General features: G+C 69.8%; 16 protein-coding genes. 9 read left to right on the top strand and 7 right to left on the bottom strand.

The features are described from left to right. Positions 1-134 precede the first annotated feature (134 nt). Both ACOZ38_RS13415 and ACOZ38_RS13410 read left to right on the top strand, forming a co-directional pair. Positions 135-1,247 (top strand): glycosyltransferase family 4 protein, encoded by a 1,113-nt coding sequence (locus ACOZ38_RS13415; protein ID WP_424530784.1) that lies wholly within the window; start codon positions 135-137, stop codon positions 1,245-1,247. A 76-nt stretch (positions 1,248-1,323) separates the two neighbouring features. Beyond that, positions 1,324-2,655 carry a hypothetical protein gene (locus tag ACOZ38_RS13410; protein ID WP_424530783.1) on the top strand — a complete coding sequence of 444 codons (1,332 nt, stop codon included), beginning with the start codon at positions 1,324-1,326 and terminating at the stop codon, positions 2,653-2,655. Positions 2,656-2,669: 14 nt separating this feature from the next. Here ACOZ38_RS13410 and ACOZ38_RS13405 read toward each other — a convergent pair whose 3' ends face one another. Together ACOZ38_RS13405 and ACOZ38_RS13400 are read right to left on the bottom strand one after the other, a co-directional pair. Next, positions 2,670-3,806, bottom strand: coding sequence for a glycosyltransferase (locus ACOZ38_RS13405; protein ID WP_424530782.1), 1,137 nt, complete (start codon positions 3,804-3,806; stop codon positions 2,670-2,672). 47 nt (positions 3,807-3,853) lie between these two features. Further along, positions 3,854-5,161: a hypothetical protein gene (locus tag ACOZ38_RS13400; RefSeq protein WP_424530780.1), complete on the bottom strand. Its 1,308-nt coding sequence runs from the start codon at positions 5,159-5,161 to the stop codon at positions 3,854-3,856. Positions 5,162-5,606: 445 nt separating this feature from the next. Between ACOZ38_RS13400 and ACOZ38_RS13395 the strand changes: the two genes are divergently transcribed. Genes ACOZ38_RS13395 through ACOZ38_RS13375 form a run of 5 tightly spaced genes read left to right on the top strand, consistent with a single transcriptional unit; the run spans position 5,607 to position 11,098 of the window. After that, complete coding sequence (locus tag ACOZ38_RS13395; RefSeq protein ID WP_424530779.1) at positions 5,607-6,743, top strand: glycosyltransferase; 1,137 nt, start codon at positions 5,607-5,609, stop codon at positions 6,741-6,743. Further along, positions 6,740-7,693: an NAD-dependent epimerase/dehydratase family protein gene (locus ACOZ38_RS13390; RefSeq protein WP_424530777.1), complete on the top strand. Its 954-nt coding sequence runs from the start codon at positions 6,740-6,742 to the stop codon at positions 7,691-7,693. Before ACOZ38_RS13395 ends, ACOZ38_RS13390 begins: the two co-directional genes overlap by 4 nt. 12 nt (positions 7,694-7,705) lie before the next feature. Then, positions 7,706-8,695: an NAD-dependent epimerase/dehydratase family protein gene (locus ACOZ38_RS13385; RefSeq protein WP_424530775.1), complete on the top strand. Its 990-nt coding sequence runs from the start codon at positions 7,706-7,708 to the stop codon at positions 8,693-8,695. After that, the gene (locus ACOZ38_RS13380; protein ID WP_424530774.1) at positions 8,692-9,729 is read left to right on the top strand and encodes an MraY family glycosyltransferase; all 1,038 of its coding nucleotides are present in this window, start codon (positions 8,692-8,694) and stop codon (positions 9,727-9,729) included. Before ACOZ38_RS13385 ends, ACOZ38_RS13380 begins: the two co-directional genes overlap by 4 nt. A 4-nt stretch (positions 9,730-9,733) precedes the next feature. Next, positions 9,734-11,098: a polysaccharide biosynthesis tyrosine autokinase gene (locus ACOZ38_RS13375; RefSeq protein ID WP_424530772.1), complete on the top strand. Its 1,365-nt coding sequence runs from the start codon at positions 9,734-9,736 to the stop codon at positions 11,096-11,098. On the opposite strand, the gene ACOZ38_RS13370 is transcribed toward ACOZ38_RS13375, so the two are convergent. The 4 genes from ACOZ38_RS13370 to ACOZ38_RS13355 form a co-directional block, all read right to left on the bottom strand. Next, the gene (locus tag ACOZ38_RS13370; RefSeq protein ID WP_424530770.1) at positions 11,076-11,759 is read right to left on the bottom strand and encodes a hypothetical protein; all 684 of its coding nucleotides are present in this window, start codon (positions 11,757-11,759) and stop codon (positions 11,076-11,078) included. The two genes, ACOZ38_RS13375 and ACOZ38_RS13370, sit on opposite strands and share 23 nt — an antisense overlap. Then, positions 11,759-13,459 (bottom strand): DUF4012 domain-containing protein, encoded by a 1,701-nt coding sequence (locus ACOZ38_RS13365; protein ID WP_424537000.1) that lies wholly within the window; start codon positions 13,457-13,459, stop codon positions 11,759-11,761. The genes ACOZ38_RS13370 and ACOZ38_RS13365 overlap by 1 nt, the downstream gene beginning before the upstream one ends. A 49-nt stretch (positions 13,460-13,508) precedes the next feature. Next, on the bottom strand, positions 13,509-14,045 hold the full coding sequence (locus tag ACOZ38_RS13360) for a hypothetical protein (protein ID WP_424530768.1): 537 nt from the start codon (positions 14,043-14,045) through the stop codon (positions 13,509-13,511). Between the two features lie 242 nt (positions 14,046-14,287). Next, a complete protein-coding gene (locus ACOZ38_RS13355; RefSeq protein WP_405146786.1) occupies positions 14,288-15,511 on the bottom strand; it encodes an ABC transporter ATP-binding protein in 1,224 nt (407 codons plus the stop codon). Between the two features lie 167 nt (positions 15,512-15,678). On the opposite strand from ACOZ38_RS13355, the gene ACOZ38_RS13350 reads away from it, so the two are divergent. Then, complete coding sequence (locus ACOZ38_RS13350; RefSeq protein ID WP_424530766.1) at positions 15,679-16,677, top strand: LacI family DNA-binding transcriptional regulator; 999 nt, start codon at positions 15,679-15,681, stop codon at positions 16,675-16,677. A gap of 9 nt (positions 16,678-16,686) precedes the next feature. On the opposite strand, the gene ACOZ38_RS13345 is transcribed toward ACOZ38_RS13350, so the two are convergent. Then, complete coding sequence (locus ACOZ38_RS13345) at positions 16,687-17,175, bottom strand: glutathione peroxidase (RefSeq protein WP_424530764.1); 489 nt, start codon at positions 17,173-17,175, stop codon at positions 16,687-16,689. A gap of 411 nt (positions 17,176-17,586) precedes the next feature. On the opposite strand from ACOZ38_RS13345, the gene ACOZ38_RS13340 reads away from it, so the two are divergent. Continuing rightward, positions 17,587-18,522 (top strand): hypothetical protein, encoded by a 936-nt coding sequence (locus tag ACOZ38_RS13340; RefSeq protein WP_424530763.1) that lies wholly within the window; start codon positions 17,587-17,589, stop codon positions 18,520-18,522. Positions 18,523-18,541 lie beyond the last annotated feature (19 nt).

Genomic DNA, 18,541 nt, shown 5'->3' with positions numbered 1-18,541 from the left:
GCCTCTGGCATGTGAGACGAGGCATGCGGGGCCCGTACGGCCGGGCGCGCGGGGTTCGCGCCGGCGGGCCGATCGAATCTCCTGTCCGACCTCCGGGCGCGACGCGGCCGGAGATCCACCCGAAAGTGGTTGCCATGCGAATTCTGCATATCGGATATCGGCTCCCGCCAGAGCCCGGCGGCCTGGAACGTCACATCCAGCGCCTCACCCATGAGCAGCTCCTCCGCGGCCACAAGGTGATCGTCGCCCACAGGCGGGGGGCGGCGCCGGACGGCGCGGAGACTCTGCCACTGGTGCGGAACCGTCTCAGCCGCGCCGTCTCCAGGAGGTCCGACGTGGTCGCCTTCGGCATGGAGTGCGCGCGTGCGCTGTCTCACGCCGGAGACCTCGACGTGGTCCACCTGCACGGCGACCACCGTGAGGCGCTGGCCCTCGGATCCGCCGCCCGGCGACTGCGGGTGCCCCTGATGCTCACCGTCCACGGAGCGCTCACGACGCGCCACCGGCCGATCATGCCGTTCGCCTTCCGCCATGTCGACGAATTCGTCGCCATCGGCGCCCGGCCGGCGGCGGACCTGGTCAGAGCGGGGATACCGGCCCACAAGATCTACACGATGTCCAGCGGCCTCGATCTCGACCGCGTCACCTGGTTCCGCGGGCGGAAGCCTGCCGAATCAGGATTGATCGTCAGCGTCGGCTCTCTGAACAAGGTGAAGAACCACGCGCTGACGATCGAGGCCTTCCACGAGCTGCGCGCCCACCGTCCCGACGCGCGCCTGGTCATCGCCGGCGACGGCGTCGAGCGCGCCGAACTCGAAAGGCTCGCGGGAACAGGCTCCGGGATCCGGTTCGCCGGGCACCTCTCCGAGGACGGCGTCTACTCGCTGGTGAGCCGCGCCCAGGTTTTCGTGCTCTCCTCACGCAGGCTGCCCTCCATCGGGGAGGGAATCCCCACCGCCGCTCTGGAGGCCCTCGCGCTGGGCACCCCCGTCATCGTCTCCTCCGACGCCTCACTCGAGCCGGTCATCGAGCCACGCGCGTACCGCACCTTCCGCAGCGGGTCCGTGGCGGCCCTGGTGGCGCAGCTGCGCGCGGTGCTCGACGACGAGACATCCCGTGCGCAGCTGATCGAACGCGGCAGGCGGGCCGCGTCGGCCCTCGACTGGTCGCTGGTGGCCGGCCGCGTCGAGGAGCGCTACATGAACCTCATGCCCGGCAGGCCGCGCCTGTCCACGGAGACGTCATGAAGGGAGCTACGGCCGGCTCCCCGGTGAGCCGCGCCCGTAGACCATGGTGAGCCCGCTCGATCACAAGGTCAGCCGGATGCGCCCGCCCGCCGGGCGCCATCTGCGGACGTTCACCTCCCTGGCCGCCGCCGGCCTGGTCGAGGCCGTCCTGTCCTCGCTGGGCCTGGTCGCTCTGGTGCGGATGACCGGCACCGAGATCTCAGGGCAGGTCATCTTCGCCCAATCGGTGGCGAGCGTCTGCTTCCTGCTGTGCGACCCTCGTCTGGACAACACGGTCCAGCGATACGTCCCCCTCGAAGAGCGGCGAACCGGGCAGGGTTTCGCGCTGTTCACGCGCCTGCTCCGCTGGGATCTGACGATCCGCGTGAGCGCGATCGGCGTCTGTCTCGCGGCGGTGATGACAGCGCGCCTGCTGGGCTTCGTGAGCACCGATCTCGCGCTCATGCTCGCTCTCGCGTTCGTCGCACGCGGATCCCTGGCGGCCAACGGAGCCGTCCGCGCCGCCTTCCCGTTGGCCAACCGGCTGCATGATCTCGGACTGCTCCGGCTGGGCTGCGCGATCCTCGCGTTCCTACTGGCCTTGGGCGGGCTCCTGGCCGGCGGCCCCCTGGGCTATCTGATCGGCCAGGCACTGGGCTCGGTGGTGACCGCCACGGTGGTGGGCACGCTGGGCGCCCGCAGGTTGCTGGCGGAGATCGGGCCGTCAGCGGCCAAGGTCCCGATACCGGCGGGTCTGGTCGCCTTCACCGTGAAGGCGACCAGCGGGACGGCACTGTCCGAGGTGTCTGATTCCGGGATCCTGACGGTCGCGGGACTGCTCGGAGGCTCCACCCTCGTGACCATCATCAAGATCGCATCAGCTCCCGGCCGGCTGTATTCGACGTTGGTCATGCCCGTCGCGTCCATGCTGCATCCCCGCCTCGCCCGCGCCGCGGCGGCGGGAGAGGAGAGGACCCTCGCCCGCCGGGACCTCATGCGCGCGACCGCCCTGCTCACCGTGGCGGGGGTCCTGACACTCCTCGTCGTGCTCCCGGTCATCGGCGACGTCCTCCGCCTGGTCTACGGGCGGGAGTACGCCGGAATCGGCGCGGTGGCGGCGGCGCTCGTCGCGGCGGCATGCGTCAAGGGAATGGTGTGCTGGTCCAACGTGCTGCCCCTGGCCCTCGGCAGGCCGGGCTGGAGGCTCGCCTACCTCGCGGCCGAAGGGGTTCTCCTCCTCGGCGCCCTCCTCATCGCCGACCGGGCCTCCTCGGGCGCCCTCCAGACCGCGCTCTCCTTCGCCTGGGGGACGTTGCTCGTCTCCGTTCTCGGCACAGGCGTCTGGATGGCCTTGCTCCAGCGGATATCGGCACCGGCGGGCGACCGCGCGGACACGGTGGAGCACTGTGCGGCCCACACGCGGCGGTGAGGCCGCCGGCGCTCTCAAAGGTGACGCGTCGTCCGCGCGAGCTCCTCGTACAGATCCTCGAACCACTCGGCCGTGCCGGCCATGTCCACGGTCGCCGAGCCGGCGTTCGCTCCCCCGCGTAGCCGGCGATGCGTCGTGGGCTCCATCGCCTCAAGGATGCCCGCCGCCAGGGCCCCGGACGACCTCGGATCCGTCAGGATGCCGTTGCGGCCCGAGTGGACGAGCTCGCTGATGCCTCCCACCTCGGTGGACACCACCGGCACCCCCGCCGCGAGCGCCTCCATGACCACCACGGGAAGGGCCTCGTGAAGCGAGCTCAGCACCACCAGGTCGGCCGCCGCGACCAGCCTCTTCGCCCTCGGCACCCGGCCCAGGATGCGCACCTGGCCGCCGACCCCGTGCCGCTCGATGTCGCGGGCGACCTGTTCCCGCAGAGGGCCGTCGCCGACCAGGAGGAAGACGGCGTCCGCGCGGGTCAGGAGGACCCGGGCCGCGGCCTGGACCAGCAGTGAGTGGTTCTTCTCCGGCCTGAAGTTGGCGACGCAGACCACGAGGAACGCCCCTTCCGGCACGGCGAACTCGCGCCGGACCGCGTCGCGCCGCTCCGCCCAGAACCGCTGCTCGGCGACGTCCACGCCGTGGACGCGGGTCAGCACCGGGCGGGCCCCCCGGGTGGACGACCGTGCGACCCGCGACGACACGGCCACGATCTGGTCGTCCAGGCGCCGGGTCAGGCAGTCGAGGAACGTGCTGGCCCTGGTCGTGACGCGTCCGAGGAGCGCGTCCGGCCGCCGGGCCCTGAGAAGGTCGTCGCGGATGTAGTGAACGGTCGAGACCATGACCGGGCGCCAGCGACCGAGCCGGACGAACGGCCGCAGGATGAAGGCGGGCAGCGGGGAGTGCACGTTGAGGACATCGGGCGCGAGACGGCGAACGGTCGTGACCAGCCTGGCGCAGGCGAGGAGCCGAGCCCGTGACCCGAGGTCGACGACGTGGACGCCGAGGTCTTCCAGCTGGTCGATCAGCTCTCCGGTCGCCGCCCGCATGCACACGACCGTGTAGCGGTTGTTCCTCTTGCGGGATTGCCGGAGCCGCTCGACCAGAAGCACCTCGACGCCCCCCATGTCGAGGGTCTTGACGACCTCGCACACGTGAAGACCACTCGTCTGGCGCCTCCCCCTCATCGCGAGCCGCCCCCTCATCGCGAGCCACCGCCGAGGACGGGCAGGCGGCGCTCTCCCGGCGTCGCCGGAATCGGGCGGCCCCGTTCTCGCCGGGCCGCCCTGGACCACGCGACCGCGGCCAGCAGGCTCGTGACCATGACGATCGGTATGCGCTGGCGGAAGATGAGGCCGACGTTCGCCATGGTGGTCGCGTAGACGATGGTGCTGGGAACGATGAACAGAAGGAGATAGCAGGCGGTCGCGCGATCGTGGCGCCACAGCCAGACGGCTCCACGCACCGCGCTGTAAAGGAGGAAGTACCAGATGAGCGCATCGAGCTTGCCCAGCTGCAGTGTCAGGCTGCCGTCCGCCCAGGGGAACGGGGAAAGGAGCGTGTAGACCACCTTGAGCCCGAGTTGGTTCCAGGGGTTGCCGCCGTCATCGAAGGTGACACCCGAACCGCCGATGGCGTTGCTTTGCCGGAAGGTCTCCGACTGGCCGTAATCCAGCTGATGCTGCATCGCCTCGACCGGCGCGCTGTCACCGAGGTTCCCGAAGGGAAGCAGGATCAGCAGTGTCATCAGCACGAGCATGCCGCGCAGGGAGAACGCTCGCTTGACACCGGCGAAGCCGAGGACCATCGGCATCGCGCACATGAACACCATGTACGGGCGCACGTACCACAGCGCCCACAACGACAACACCAGCAAGAGCACTTTGCGCAGGTCGAAACGCCGCAGGTTCGAGACTCCCAGGCCGAGTGAGGCCACGACGAGAAACGCGTTGAACCCCTCCTTGAACATGTCGGAGGTGTGCAGCAGGAACGCCGGCATGAACGCCGTCAGGAGGAGCAGCCAGAAGGCCGCGCGCCGGTCGGCGCCGACCAGGCCGGCGAGCTTGTACATGATCAGGCACAGCGCGCAGGCGAGCAGCGCGACAACGGCCGTGCAGGCCAGTGGGGCGGGGCCTCCGCACAGGTAGATGACGAGCGCGAAGACATTGCAGGGCACTGCCGCGGAATAGAGCGAGCCGATGTCGTCGGACGTCACGAACTGGAATCCCTCGCGATTCCAGAACGCCACGACCTCCATGGCCCTCGACTCGTAGGTGATGTTGTCGCCGCCGTATTCGATGACATGGTTCTGCATCACCAGGACATGGATCGCCAGGCGGACGGCGAACGCGATGAGGAGCACCGGCAGCACTCGCTGGACCGCCTGCCCGTCCAAGGTCGCGTGGACCAGCCATATGAGTACCAATGCGGCGGCGGCGACGATGACATATTCCATGAGAAGTACCCTTAATTCGCCTCGATGTAGGACCGCAAACGTCCAGCGATCCACCTGAGCCGCCGGTGTGGAACTCTGCGAGGCAGACGCTAGCGCCGAAGAACAAGCGGCGGCGCTCGCGGCGGACGAGCCCCGTTCGACCATTACCTTTGTTTGCGACTTCTTTTTACCGGGTCTGAATACGGCGCCCTGACCTTTTGCCGGGAATCCGTGCGATTCATCCGTGAGGAGCGCTCCGCCCGAGGGAACACCGATTTCGGACTAGGCAACCGGGTGCTCATCACCTGAATCACGATGCCCGCGCCACCGCTTCCGCCCGCCTCCGGCGTTCGCCGGCTTATGAGGTCGGCGGCCTCTGGGAATGCGTTTCGATCATGTCCGGGTAGGGATAGGGAAAACATTTCGCCACCACCATGACGGTGTCGGCGAACAGATCAAACAGCGAGCTAGCTTCTCGGATGTGACCAGTCCGATTCGTGTCATGGAAATCATCGCCCGGATGAACGTAGGCGGCCCCGCCACCCAGGTGTCGGGGCTTTGCGAGCTGTTCGACCAGGAGGAGTTCGACCATCGCCTGTACACCGGTTACGTCCACGGCGGCGAGGAGGACCGCCTCCGGTTGCGGAAGGTGGCCGTCCAGGTCCACCGGGTGCCCGGCCTCGGCCGGTCCATCGATCCGACCGCAGATCTCCGCGCCCTCCACAGGCTGGCCGGCGCCATGCGCGCCTTCCGGCCGCACATCGTGCATACCCGGACGACCAAGGCGGGCGCTCTCGGCCGTATGGCGGTCACGGTGTCCGGTGTCGGAGCGGCCAGGGTCCACGTGTTCCACGGCCACCTCTTGGACGGATACTTCTCCGGGCCCAAGCGCTGGGCGTACGTGCGCGCGGAACGGTTCCTCGCCACCCTGTCCGACCGGCTGGTGACCGTCGGCTCCCAGATCCGTGACGACCTTCTCCAGGCCGGGATCGGGCGGCCGGAGCAGTACGTCGTGATCCCGCCGGGGGTGCGGCTCGGCCCGGTTCCCGGCCGCGCCGGGGCTCGCCACGCCCTGGGGCTCGCCGCCGACGCGCCGGTCGTCGCCTACGTCGGCCGGCTGACCCGGATCAAACGGCCCGACCGGTTCGTGGCCGTGGCCGAGGCGGTGCTGCGGCGCGTGCCCGACTGCCGGTTCGTCGTCTGCGGAGGCGGCGAGCTGCTCGAAGACCTGGAACGGTGGATCCGCCCCATCCGCGGATCCTTCCATCTGCTCGGCTGGAGAGCCGATGTCGAGACCGTCTACGCCGCGGCCGACGTGGTCCTGCTGACGTCCGACAACGAGGGCGCGCCGCTGAGCCTCATCGAGGCGGGCATGGCCGGGATACCGGTCGTCTCCACCCGCGTGGGAAGCGTCGCCGAGGTGGTACGTGACGGGGACACCGGCCTGCTCGCCGCGCCGCGCGTGGACGAGCTGGCGGCGCACGTCGTCCGGCTGCTGTCCGACCGCGCGCTCGCGCACCGGATGGGCCGGAGCGCCCGCGACTGGACGACGGCCGCGTTCGGCGTGGAACGCCTCGTCGCCGACACCGAAGCGCTTTACCGGACACTCCACGGCGCGTCCCGGCGGCGCCCGGTCCCAGAGACGAGCCACATGTGAGAATCCTCATCACCGGGGGCGCCGGGTTCATCGGCGCCAACCTCTGCGATGCGCTCAGGCGCCGGCCGGAGGTCGAGGGCGTCACCGTGCTGGATGACCTCAGCAGCGGGCGGCTGCACAACATCGACCACCTCGGCGTGGACTTCGTGCTGGGCAGCATCCTGGATCCGGATGTGCTCCGGCCCCTGGTCTCCGACGCCACGACGGTCATCCACCTCGCCGCTCGCGCCTCGGTGCCGCGGTCCCTCGACGATCCCCTGGCCACCCATGCCGTCAACGCCACCGGCACCCTTCAGGTCCTTGAGGCCTGCCGGGCGACCAGGCCCCACGTGATCCTCGCGTCCTCCTCCTCGGTCTACGGCGCCTGCAGGGAGCGGCTCAAGCACGAGGACCTCCCCACCCGGCCGCTCAGCCCCTACGGCGTGAGCAAGCTCGCGACGGAGGCCTACGCCCTGGCGTACGCGGAGAGCTTCGGCCTGCCGGTTCTGCCCTTCCGCTTCTTCAACGTCTACGGTCCCCTGCAGCCGGCGGGGCACGCCTACGCGGCCGTCATCCCGGTGTTCGTGTCGGCGGCGCTCGACGGCCGCCCGTTGCCGGTCCACGGCGACGGGCGCCAGTCGCGGGATTTCACCTACGTGGGATCGGTGACCGACGTCCTCGTCCAGGCGACCCTCCAGCGGGTGACGAGCGACAAGCCGGTGAACCTCGCGTTCGGCACCCGCGTCTCGCTGCTGGAGCTGAAGGACGTCCTGGCCGAGGTGCTCGGCCGGCGGATCGACACGACGTTCCTCCGACCACGGGCGAGTGACATCCGCGAGTCGCAGGCATCGACCCGCCTGCTCCGCCATCTTTTCCCCGGCGTGCGTCCCATGACGCTGGCCGACGGACTCCGCATGACCGTGACCTGGTTCGACCAGGCGATGAGTTCCCAATCAGCCTCGCATATGTAATGGGAGAAGTCGGTGAGCACCCAAATAGGGAACACCTATCTGATCACAGGAGGGAGCGGCTTCGTCGGCTCGCATCTGGCCGACGCGTTGCTCGCTCGCGGTGATTCCGTCGTGGTCGTTGACAATCTGTCCACCGGACGACTGGGCAATCTCCGCCCACACCCCAGGCTGCGGTTCGTGCAGGGGTCCGTCCTGGACGAGCTGGTGGTCGACGAACTGGTCCACCAGTGTGACGTCGTCGTGCACCTCGCCGCCGCCGTCGGTGTCAAGTTGATCGTCGACCAGCCCCTGCGGTCTCTGACCACCAACATCCGCGGGTCGGAGATCGTCATCGAGGCCGCGCACCGCTATCGCCGTAAGATCCTCGTCACCAGCACCAGCGAGATCTACGGCAAGAACTCCTCCGGGCCCCTGCGGGAGAACTCCGACCGCATCCTCGGGAGCCCTGCGGTGGTGCGATGGGCCTACAGCACCGCCAAGGCCGTCGACGAGATCCTCGCCAACGCCTACCACAAGGAACGCGGCCTGCCGACGATCATCGTGAGGCTGTTCAACACCGTCGGGCCACGGCAGAGCGCGGCCTACGGCATGGTCATCCCCCGCCTCGTGCGGCAGGCGCTCAACGGCATCCCGCTCACCGTCTTCGGCGACGGGACCCAGACCCGCTGCTTCGTCCATGTCGGGGACGCCGTCGACGCGCTCCTTCGGCTGCTCGACGACGAGGCGGCGATCGGGCAGACCTTCAACGTCGGATCCGCCGACGAGATCAGCATGCTGGAACTGGCCAAGCTGATCATCGAGCGCGTGGGATCCACGTCAGGAATCGATCTCATCCCCTACCACGAGGCCTACGAACAGGGCTTCGAGGACATGACCCGCAGAGTTCCCGACACCACCAAGCTGTGGGAGCTGACCGGCTGGACGCCCCGCCGCGACCTGGACACGATGCTGACCGAGATCATCAGCGAGGCCCGCGAGGATCTCGCGGTGTCCGCACGGTGAACGGAGCGATCACCCTGGCCGCCGCGGCCGCCTGCCTGCTGAGCGCTGCGATCGCTCCGCCGCTGAGGCGCCTCGCACTGCGGTGGGATCTCACCGACCGTCCCGGCGGGTACAAGGCGCACCACCAGCCCACCCCCTACCTGGGCGGAATCGCGATCGTCCTGAGCACGGTCGTGCCCACGGCCGTGGTGCTCGGGCTCTCCGACCGGCGGATCACCGTGATCCTGCTGGCCGCGACGGCGGTCGCCGCGCTCGGCCTGATCGACGACGTCGCGTCGCTGCCCGTGGTCACCCGGTTGACCGTGGAGTCGGTGGCGGCGGGCGGGGTCGTGCTCTCCGGCCTCCACATCACGCTGACCCAGACATGGGTCGACAAGCCCATCACGGTCATGTGGATCGTCCTGATGACCAACTCCTTCAACCTGCTGGACAACATGGACGGAGCACTGGGCACCGTAGGCACGGTCACCGCCGCCTTCCTCGGCGGAGCGGCCCTCGTGAACTCCCAGCAGTCCTTCGCGGTGCTCTTGGGGGCGCTGGCCTTCGCGTGCCTGGGTTTTCTGGCGCACAACTGGCCGCCCGCGAAGATATTCATGGGAGACACCGGCTCCCTTTTCATTGGGTTCGTCCTCACCTGTTCCGCGATAGTCCTCGTGGCGGGCCAGAGCGTCGTCATGACCGTGGCCGGGCTGCTCCTGTGGACCTTCGTCGCGGTCGTCGACACCGTCGTCGTACTCGTGTCCCGGATACGCGCGGGTCGCTCGCCGCTGTCAGGCGGCACCGACCATGTCTCCCACCGGCTCCGCCGGGTCGGCCTCGGCGCGCGGACGGTTCCCGCGACCCTCGGCATGATCACGGCGCTGCCCGGTGCGCTCTGCCTGGCCGTCGCCCTCAGCTGGATCCCGCCGCTCACCGCGGCGATCGTGGTGGGCGGGATCGCCACCATCCTCATCTCCCTGCTGCAGGGCGTCAGCGTGTACCCCCCGGCCCAACCCCTGGAAAACCTTCCGAAGATCACCGAAAGGCGGCGATGATCCGGTGGATCTGCTCCACTTCATACGGCTCGCGCGCAGGAACTGGCCGCTTGTCATCCTGTCGCTGGTCCTCTCGGTGGGCGCAGCGCTTGTCGTGACCGCGAAGACACCGCCGAAGTACGTCGCCACGATCACCATGATGGTCTCCGGTTACGACAAGGTGGGCAGTCTCACCACCGCGTACCAGGCGGGAATGCTGTCGACGCAAAGGGTTCAGTCCTACGCCAACCTGCTGACCAGCCGCCGGGTGATCAGCCAGATCGCCGGCGGCGAGGACGTCCGGCGGCTGCAGGCCGGCGTCAAGGCGGAGGCCATACCGGCCACCATGCTGCTCAGAGCCATGGTCACCGATGGCGACCCCGCACGCGCCGCCCGCCTGGCCAACGCCCTGGGCGCCAAGTTCACCCGGCTGATCGACCAGATCGAGCGGCCCACGCCCAAGAGCTCTCCCACCGTCAAGATCACGGTGGTGGACCCGGCCGACGTCCCGAGGACCCCGGTCAGTCCCCGTCCTGTGGTGAACATCGCGCTCGCCGTGCTGATCGCGTTGCTGCTCGCGTTCGGCTCGCTCGTCGTGCGCGACCGGCTGGACACGACCGTCAAGACCTCCGAGGTCCTGCAGCAGATGTCCAGGAGCTCGGTCCTCGGGGTGATCACCTATGAGAGGGACGCGCGCCGGTTCCCCCTGATCGTCCGGGAGAACGGCCGGTCGACCAGGTCGGAGGCGTACCGCTCGCTGCGTACCAACCTGCAGTTCATCGGAGTCGACCGGCAGCCCAAATCACTGGTGGTCACGAGCTGCCTGCCGGGCGAGGGCAAGTCCTCCACCTCGGCCAACCTCGCGATCACACTGGCCCAGGCCGGATGGCGGGTGATCCTGGTGGACGGCGACCTTCGCAGCCCGCGCATCCCGGACTACCTCGGGATCGAGGGCTCGGTCGGTCTCACCGACGTGCTGATCGACAAGGCGCGCCTGCAGGACGTCATCCAGACCTGGGGCGAGCCGAGCCTGTCCGTACTGCCCGGCGGCCAGATCCCGCCCAACCCGAGCGAGTTGCTCGGCTCGCGCGGGATGCGCGCGGTGCTCTCCCAGCTCGTGGACGACCACGACATCGTGATCATCGACGCGCCGCCGCTGCTCCCCATCACCGACGCCGCGGCGCTCGCGGCCATCTGCGACGGAACGCTGCTCGTCGCCCGGTACGGAAAGACCCGGCGGGAGCACCTCGTCCGGGCCGTGGAGACACTGTCCTCGATCAACGCCCGGCTCGTCGGAGCGGTGCTCAACTTCGCGCCGGGCAAGCGCGCCGCGTACTACGGGTACGGCTACCAGGCCAGGGCCGAGGTCAAGACCCCGGTGAACGTGTGAGCAACTCGAGTGGGACGGCGAGCGACTCCGCGATCCGCCGTCCCGCCACCCGGTAGGCCCGCGAGCGGCCACCGTAGGGGTCGGCGATGTCGGGCCGGTCCACCCGGACCAGCCCGCGCAGCGCCCTCACTTCGGCGACCAGCGCGCGGGCCCTGTGCACGGCATCCCGGTGGCAGGTGACCACCTCGGCCGGCACGGCCAGGGCCAGGGTGCCGAATTCGACCAAGGTGAACGTCCGCGCGGCGGCCAGGGGGCGCATCTCCACCGTGCGGGCGCGGTGCTCCGAGGCTGCGGTGAGCACGAGATCGGCCGCGGCGACCAGCTCAGGGGTCAGCGGGCGGGAACGGAAGCCTCCGGGGTCCGCCCCGAACCGGGTCAGCACCCGTTGCGCGCGCTCGGTCATCGGCCTCCCCCGCTCGGCGCCGGTCCCCGCGCTGGTCACCTCGACCGCCGGGCACGGCCCGAGAGCCGACCTGGTGAGCCGCTCCGCCAGCGGAGAGCGGCAGATGTTGCCCGTGCACACGAACAGGATGCGGAAACGCGCCTCCTCCGGCGCCGCGGGCGCCGCTCCCGCGTCTCGCCAGCATCGTGGACCACAGCCCGCGTGCCCGGGAGGCACCGGAGGGACGGTCCCGGCCGAGCTGTCGGGCACCGTGGTCATCAGCGAACGCACCCCCGCGCGTCGGGAGTGATCCGGGTGTACTGCGGGCGGACCAGAGGCTGCACCGGGACCACCGGCGGCTCCGCGGAGGCGGGCTCCACGAGATCGAACCGCAGTGTCCGCGACTGGCGGGGGTCCAGCTCCAGCAAGGTCGAGTACACCGGATGCGAGCGCTCGACCTCCCTGATGACCGAGACCCGGTCGCCGTCGACGGACACCGCCCTGATCTCGGCCCCGACCCCGGCGTACAGCGACACCCACAGCAGGTTGGAACCGACGGGACGGGGACGCGGAGGAGCGTCGAGCCTGTCGGTGACGTAGGAGGGCAGCGGCCCGCGCGGCACGTCGTTGGTGAGCCGGACCCGCACGATCGTGGAGCGGCGCCCGGCCTGGCACGGGCCCAGCTCGTAGTCGAGCGACCGGTTCAGGTAGTAGTCGAGCTTCCCGCCGGCCGAGTTGTTGACCACCAGTCCCGCGTACGGTCCTGGCCGGCGCGGCAGCACGCCGCCGAGCGCGGTGGAGGACAGGCGCCGCTGCTCGGCGTCGTGGCGGCTCCACATCTGGATCCGGTGCTCCTCCACCATGGGCTTCAGGACGGGCAGCACCCGGGATGGGTCCTCGAAGGACCTGGGCAGCGCCTCGCTGACGGCCTTCGCGATCCCGACGAGGAACCGCTTGCGCGCCGCCGGGTCGGTGTAACGGGCGTACGCGGCGCGCTCGGTCAGGTCGACGACGTTCGTCGCGGTCACCTTCTCCCCACCGGGAAGGGTGACCGGCCCGATCAGGCCGAGCAGGTAGGACAGGCCGACCGGGTCGATCGCGATGGCGCCGTCCAGCCGCTGGCGGGTCTGGCGCTCCCACAGCGCGGTCCAGGTCTTCGCGGCATAGGGAAAGTGCGGGGAGAGGTTCGAGACGGAGAGCAACTCGACCGCGCCGGCCCCGTACCGCGCGCGGAACGCCGGGCCGTGGTCGGCGACCGGGCGCGGGCTGCCGTCCAGACCGGTGTTGGCGGCGAGCCGCTTGACGGCGATCCGGCCGTGGTCGGCGGAAAGGACGCCGAAAGCGCCCACGAGGCCACCGGTCCCCCGCGACTCGGCGTTGGTCTGGAAGGCCAGGAAGTAGCGACGCGGGCCATCGTTGCCGAGCATCGGCGGGATCACCGTGGCGGCGGTGGCGGCGCCGCCGATCCAGCGGCGCAACCGGTCCAGCTCGTACAGCGCCGTTCCCCGCGCCTGGTCCAGGCTGGCCGCCCCGGTACGAGCCGGGGTGGCCACCAGGCGGGTGCGCACCCGTGCGAGCCGGGCCTCCGCGTCGTCGAGAACCGGGGCCGCCGTGCGAAGGCCGTCGAGCAACTGGCGCATGTCGTCCGCGGAGCCCGCCCCGGCCGCGAGGAACGACGTGCCGGTCCGCTGCACGCGGGCCAGCACGTCGGTGATCTCGGCGGCCGTCTCGGCCAGGCCCCGCACGGTCGTCGCGCCGTCACCCACGAAGGGCAGGTGGGTGATCAGCGACCAGTCGAGACCGCTGGTGAGGCGCCGGGCCTCGGCCGCGTGACGCTGCGCGGTCGCCAGCGTCACGGCCATCCGGTCGAGGTCACGGGCGCTCATCACCGCTCGTAGATGCTCCAGGGCGTCCCTGGTCGCCTGAAGGTGGTCGCGCACGCCGAGACCGAGATGGACCGACCAGCCCCCGACCAGCACCAAGGCCGCGACGGGGAGCGATACGGCTGCGACGACCCGGCGACGACGCCTACCGCGCACCGGCGGATCGGCGACGCCGTACGGAGATCAGAACGCCGGCGGTACCCGCTGCCAGAAGGCCACCGCCGATCCCCGCCAGAGCACCCACCGGCGCTCCCGTGAACGGCAGCCTGTTACCCGCTTTCCGGCCGCCGGGCTTCTCGCCGCCGGGTGCGCCACCACCGGGTGCGCCACCACCGGCTTGGTTGCCTCCCGCCTCGTGGCCGACGGCCCCACCACCGGACTCGCCACCACCGGAGTGATACCCACCGGAGTGATGCCCTCCGCCGTCATCCGAGTGCTCCTCGCGAATTATCTTGCCGCCCTGGATCACTTCGTCGCCGTCCGCCGCATGGTGGTGGTCGTCGAGTTCGTCGAACACCTTCTTGACATGAGTGGCAGGGCGCGGCGGATAGGGATTCGGATTCGAAGCGTACGACGATGACGGCAGTGCGGTTCCGGCGACGGCCGTTCCGGCCGTTCCGAGTACCGCCCCACATCCGGCGACCAGCGCGAACAGAACAGGCACCGCGCGTTTCCCAGCCATATGAACTCCCCGACGGCGATAATTCAGACCACGGAAATATGGCCCGAATACGGGCAACGTTTCCCTAGAAGCATGTATATCGATCGTCGCCGGAGGGGGTACCTGTCCGACTCGCGGCCTTTACCGAAGCATCACCGGAGCTTGTCGCCCAAAAAGCCCCCGCCGTGGGAGGGGTTCACGGCGGGGGCTTCTCGCTGGGGAGAGCGGTTCTTACTGGAGGCCTCGTGGAACGCGGCCCCGGGTCAGCGGCCGACGTTGGCGGAGTGGCCGATGGCCAGACCGCTGTCGGTGTCGAAGAAGTGGAGGTTCTGGGTGTCCACCACGAGGTCGACGTTCTGGCCGGGGCGGACGTGGCTGCGGGCGTTGACGCGGGCGGTCCACAGCGACTTGTCGCCGATGAGGGGCAGCACGGCCGCCTCTTCGTCGTCACCGGTGTCCTGGGCGGCCACGGTGTCCTTGTGCTCGACCGGCGGGGCGTCGATGAGGAACAGGACGTTGATCTCGCTGCCCAGCTCCTCGGTGACCTCGGCGCGGGTGGGGATGTGGGCCCAGCCCGTGGAGCTGCCGTTGGCCGCGGAGGCGTCCTCGAAGTCGGAGGGACGGATGCCGAGGATGAGCTTCTTGCCGAAGTACTGGTCGAGGCCCGGCTTCTCGGCGAAGGTGGACTCGGGGACCGGCAGCTTGAGGCCGGCGAACGACACCGCCGCGCCGGAGTCGCCGCGCACCAGCTCGGCGTTGACGAAGTTCATCGACGGCGAGCCCATGAAGCCCGCGACGAACAGGTTGACCGGGCTGTCGAAGAGGTTCTGCGGGGTGTCCACCTGCTGGAGGATGCCGTCGCGGAGCACGCAGACCCGGTCGCCCAGGGTCATGGCCTCCACCTGGTCGTGCGTGACGTAGACCGTGGTGACGCCGAGGCGCTCGTGCATCTGGTTGAGCGAGGCGCGCATGGAGACGCGGAGCTTGGCGTCGAGGTTGGACAGCGGCTCGTCCATGAGGAACGCCTGCGGCTCGCGGACGATCGCGCGGCCCATGGCGACGCGCTGGCGCTGGCCACCGGACAGGGCGGCGGGCTTCCGCTTGAGGTACTGGTCGAGGCCGAGCATCTTGGCGGCCTCCTGAACGCGCTTGGCGATCTCGGCCTTCGGCATCTTGCGGAGCTTCAGGCCGAAGGCGAGGTTCTCCTCGACCGTCATGTGCGGGTAGAGCGCGTAGTTCTGGAAGACCATGGCGATGTCGCGGTCCTTCGGCGGCAGGTGGTTGACCACCCGGTCGCCGATGGCGATCTCGCCGCCGCTGATGTCCTCCAGGCCGGCGATCATGCGGAGCGCCGTGGACTTACCACAACCAGACGGGCCGACGAGGACCATGAACTCGCCGTCGTGGATGTCCAGGTTGAGGCCGTTCACAGCCTTCACACCGCCGGCATAGATCTTGTCAACGTTGCGCAGAACGATTGATGCCATGACAGTCCTTCGTGCGTCCGGGTGCCGCCGGGATGTGGATACGTTTTCATGAATCTCATCTGAACCGGACATCTCTGTCAAGCCCTTCCGAAATATAGGCTCCTCACGCTGTTCAGACGGCGTTCCGTTCTTTGCTCCTGCGTGGAAACCATGATGGAATCGTTTCCATGAAGGTGAGTGGACAGCGCCGTACGACCATCAAGGACGTGGCCGAGGCGGCGGAGGTCGGGGTGGCGACCGTCTCGCGCGTGCTGTCGGGCACGGGCTCGGCCAGCGCGGCCACGCGGGAGAAGGTCCTGGCCGCCGCCGCCCGGCTCGACTACCGCCCGAGCGCCCTGGGGCGCAACCTCCGCCGGCAGCGCACCGGGGGCATCGGCCTCCTCGTCCCCGACATCACCGACACCTTCTACGGCAGGCTCACCGACGGCGTGCTCGCCTGCGCCCAGTCGGCCGGCGAGCCGGTCATGATCGGCACCACCGGCGACGACCCCGAGCGGGAGGCGGAGCTGATCGGCTCGCTGCTCGAGGAGAGCGTGGAGCGGGTGATCGCGGTGCCGTGCGGCGACGGCGAGATGTGGGGGCCCGCGTTCCGTGCCGGGCTGAGTGTGGTCTTCGCCGAGCGCCCGGTGCAGGGGCGCGAGAACGTCCCGTCCGTGGTGACCGACGACCGCACGGGGGTCCGCACGGCCGTCGAGTACCTGGCGGGTCTCGGGCACCGGCGCATCGCCTTCCTGTCACGGCACGGCCAGTCGCAGCGCGTACGCGCGTTCCGCGAGGCGCTGGCCGCGCTCGGAGTCCAGGTCGACGAGGAGCTGATCGTGCGCGCGCACGCGACCCGCGACTCGGCGTACGCCGCCGCCGCCGGGCTCTTCCAGCACCGCTCCGACCTCACCGCGGTGCTGGCCGGGGGCAACATGCTGGGCGAGGCCGCCGTCCTCGCGGCCAGGGAGCTCGACTTCCGCATCCCCCGCGACATCTCGCTGATCATGTTCGACGACGTGCCCTGGGCGGAGCTGTGCCATCCCCCGCTCACCGTGATCTCTCAGCCCGCCCAGGACATGGGGTACCGCGCCGCCGAGCTGGTGCTGCGCGAGGGACGCCGGTCGCGCACGGTCACCCTGCCGACCGAGCTGATCGTCAGGGGAAGCTGCGGGCCGCGCCGCTGAGGGCCGCCGCTAGCCGACCACCTTCTCGATGGCCTTGACGACCGCGGCGTCCTCGGGGTCGGTGCGGGGACGGAAGCGCGCGACGACGTTCCCCTCGCGGTCGAGCAGGAACTTCTCGAAGTTCCACGCCACGTCTCCCGCCTCACCCGAGGCGTCGGGGACGGCCGCCAGCGAGGTGTAGAGCGGGTGGCGGCCCTCGCCGTTGACGTCGAGCTTCTCCAGCAGCGGGAAGTCCACTCCGTAGGTCGTGACGCAGAACTCCTGGATCTGCTCGGCCGATCCGGGCTCCTGTCCGGCGAACTGGTTGCAGGGCACGCCGACGACCGTGAACCCCCGGTCGCCGAACCGCTCCTGGAGCCGGACCAGGCCGGCGTACTGCGGGGTCAGGCCGCACCTCGACGCCACGTTGACCACCAGGGTGGCCTTGTCGCCGACGAGCTGTCCAAGCGTGGTGGGCGCGTCATCCAGTGTGCGCACCGAAATATCCCTAAGACTCATAAAGCCACATTAGTCAGGCATACGCGCCGTGGGCGGCTCGCCGGGCGGCGGGTCCCGACGTTCCCGTGTCCACGGGCGGTACCGCGCCAAACCTCAACCGCCCGGCATTTCTGGATCATGTGGTGATCATGTGGGGCACGACACGGGCCAACGCGCCCCCGCGATACGGAAGAGATGTACCGCGATGATCGCAAACAACTGCCCCAGGCGTGTCGCGAATCGCGGGCCGCGGGCGGATCGGCCACTAGAAACCGCCCTAGAACACGTCGCGGCGCCTTCCGGGGACACCAGTGTCTTCAACCGAATCGGAACGGCCACGCGGACGTCGCACGCCCGAGCCACGGGCGTGCGACGGAGGTGGCCGCCCACGTGCGGCCGCCTTCCGCACGCGACCCGATGAATAGGACCGATTTGGACAGTAACCGCGCTTTTCGTGGCGCAGTCGCGGCCGTCATCGCCGCCGCCGCCCTGAACGGGACGGCCGGACCGGCACAGGCCCTCGCGGGGTCTACGGGAACGGCCGACGCCATCACCGGCACAGCAGAACCAGCCAATGCCGAGACCGGACCGGTCGAGACGGCACTGGAGACGGCCCCGGCCGAAGTGGCGACAGCCACCTCGGCCGGGACGGCAGGCCCCGCCATGGGCCCCGCGACGGCAGGCGCCCCAGCGGGCGCGACCGCCGCGAAGGCCCCCTTCGCTCCGGCGCCACTGGCTCCGGAGATCCTCGCTCCACTCGATGCCGCGAACGCGACGACGGCTTCCGTCGCCGCACCGCGAGGAGCGACCGCTCTACCCGGCCGGCCCGCGAGCACGGCCTGGTCCCGCGCCCGGCCCGCCTGGATCAGGACGACGCCGGCGGCGAGGCCGATCTGGACCCGCGCGGGGCTCGCGGGAATGGCCGAGCTCATCGGAGCCCCGAAGGCGACGGTGACGGCGGCCAGGGTGGCGAGGGCCGCCAGGAGGATGCCCATCCGGGTGCACCGCGGGGTGTGGAGGACCTCGGCGCATCCGAACGTGCGCGTATGGGCGCCGAGGACGCCCAAGGGCAGGAACAAGGCGATCGCGTACCGCCTGGTCACCCAGCGATCCTGGCCGGTGACCCAGTTCCGCTGCCTCGACAGCCTGTGGACCAGGGAGAGCAACTGGAACCACCGGGCGCAGAACCCCTCGTCAGGGGCCTACGGCATCCCGCAGGCACTGCCGGGGTACAAGATGGTCGGCATCGGGCACGACTGGCGTGTCAACCCGGCCACGCAGATCCGATGGGGACTGAAGTACATCAAGGGGCGCTACGGCTCGCCCTGCGGCGCCTGGGGTCACTTCCAGTCGCACAACTGGTATTGAGAGGGGAGTGCCCAGGGGA

Source organism: Sphaerisporangium viridialbum (genome assembly GCF_049674955.1).
Classification (GTDB): domain Bacteria; phylum Actinomycetota; class Actinomycetes; order Streptosporangiales; family Streptosporangiaceae; genus Sphaerisporangium; species Sphaerisporangium viridialbum.
This window is presented reverse-complemented; position numbering and strand designations above follow the sequence as displayed.

What these genes read in the sequence shown, in the direction of transcription:
- ACOZ38_RS13415 (WP_424530784.1), top strand. Translation starts at nt 135, where the DNA reads ATGCGAATTCTGCATATCGGATATCGGCTCCCGCCAGAGCCCGGCGGC.
- ACOZ38_RS13410 (WP_424530783.1), top strand. Translation starts at nt 1,324, where the DNA reads ATGCGCCCGCCCGCCGGGCGCCATCTGCGGACGTTCACCTCCCTGGCC.
- ACOZ38_RS13395 (WP_424530779.1), top strand. Translation starts at nt 5,607, where the DNA reads ATGAACGTAGGCGGCCCCGCCACCCAGGTGTCGGGGCTTTGCGAGCTG.
- ACOZ38_RS13370 (WP_424530770.1), bottom strand. Translation starts at nt 11,759, where the DNA reads ATGACCACGGTGCCCGACAGCTCGGCCGGGACCGTCCCTCCGGTGCCT.
- ACOZ38_RS13360 (WP_424530768.1), bottom strand. Translation starts at nt 14,045, where the DNA reads ATGGCTGGGAAACGCGCGGTGCCTGTTCTGTTCGCGCTGGTCGCCGGA.
- ACOZ38_RS13355 (WP_405146786.1), bottom strand. Translation starts at nt 15,511, where the DNA reads ATGGCATCAATCGTTCTGCGCAACGTTGACAAGATCTATGCCGGCGGT.
- ACOZ38_RS13350 (WP_424530766.1), top strand. Translation starts at nt 15,679, where the DNA reads ATGAAGGTGAGTGGACAGCGCCGTACGACCATCAAGGACGTGGCCGAG.
- ACOZ38_RS13345 (WP_424530764.1), bottom strand. Translation starts at nt 17,175, where the DNA reads ATGAGTCTTAGGGATATTTCGGTGCGCACACTGGATGACGCGCCCACC.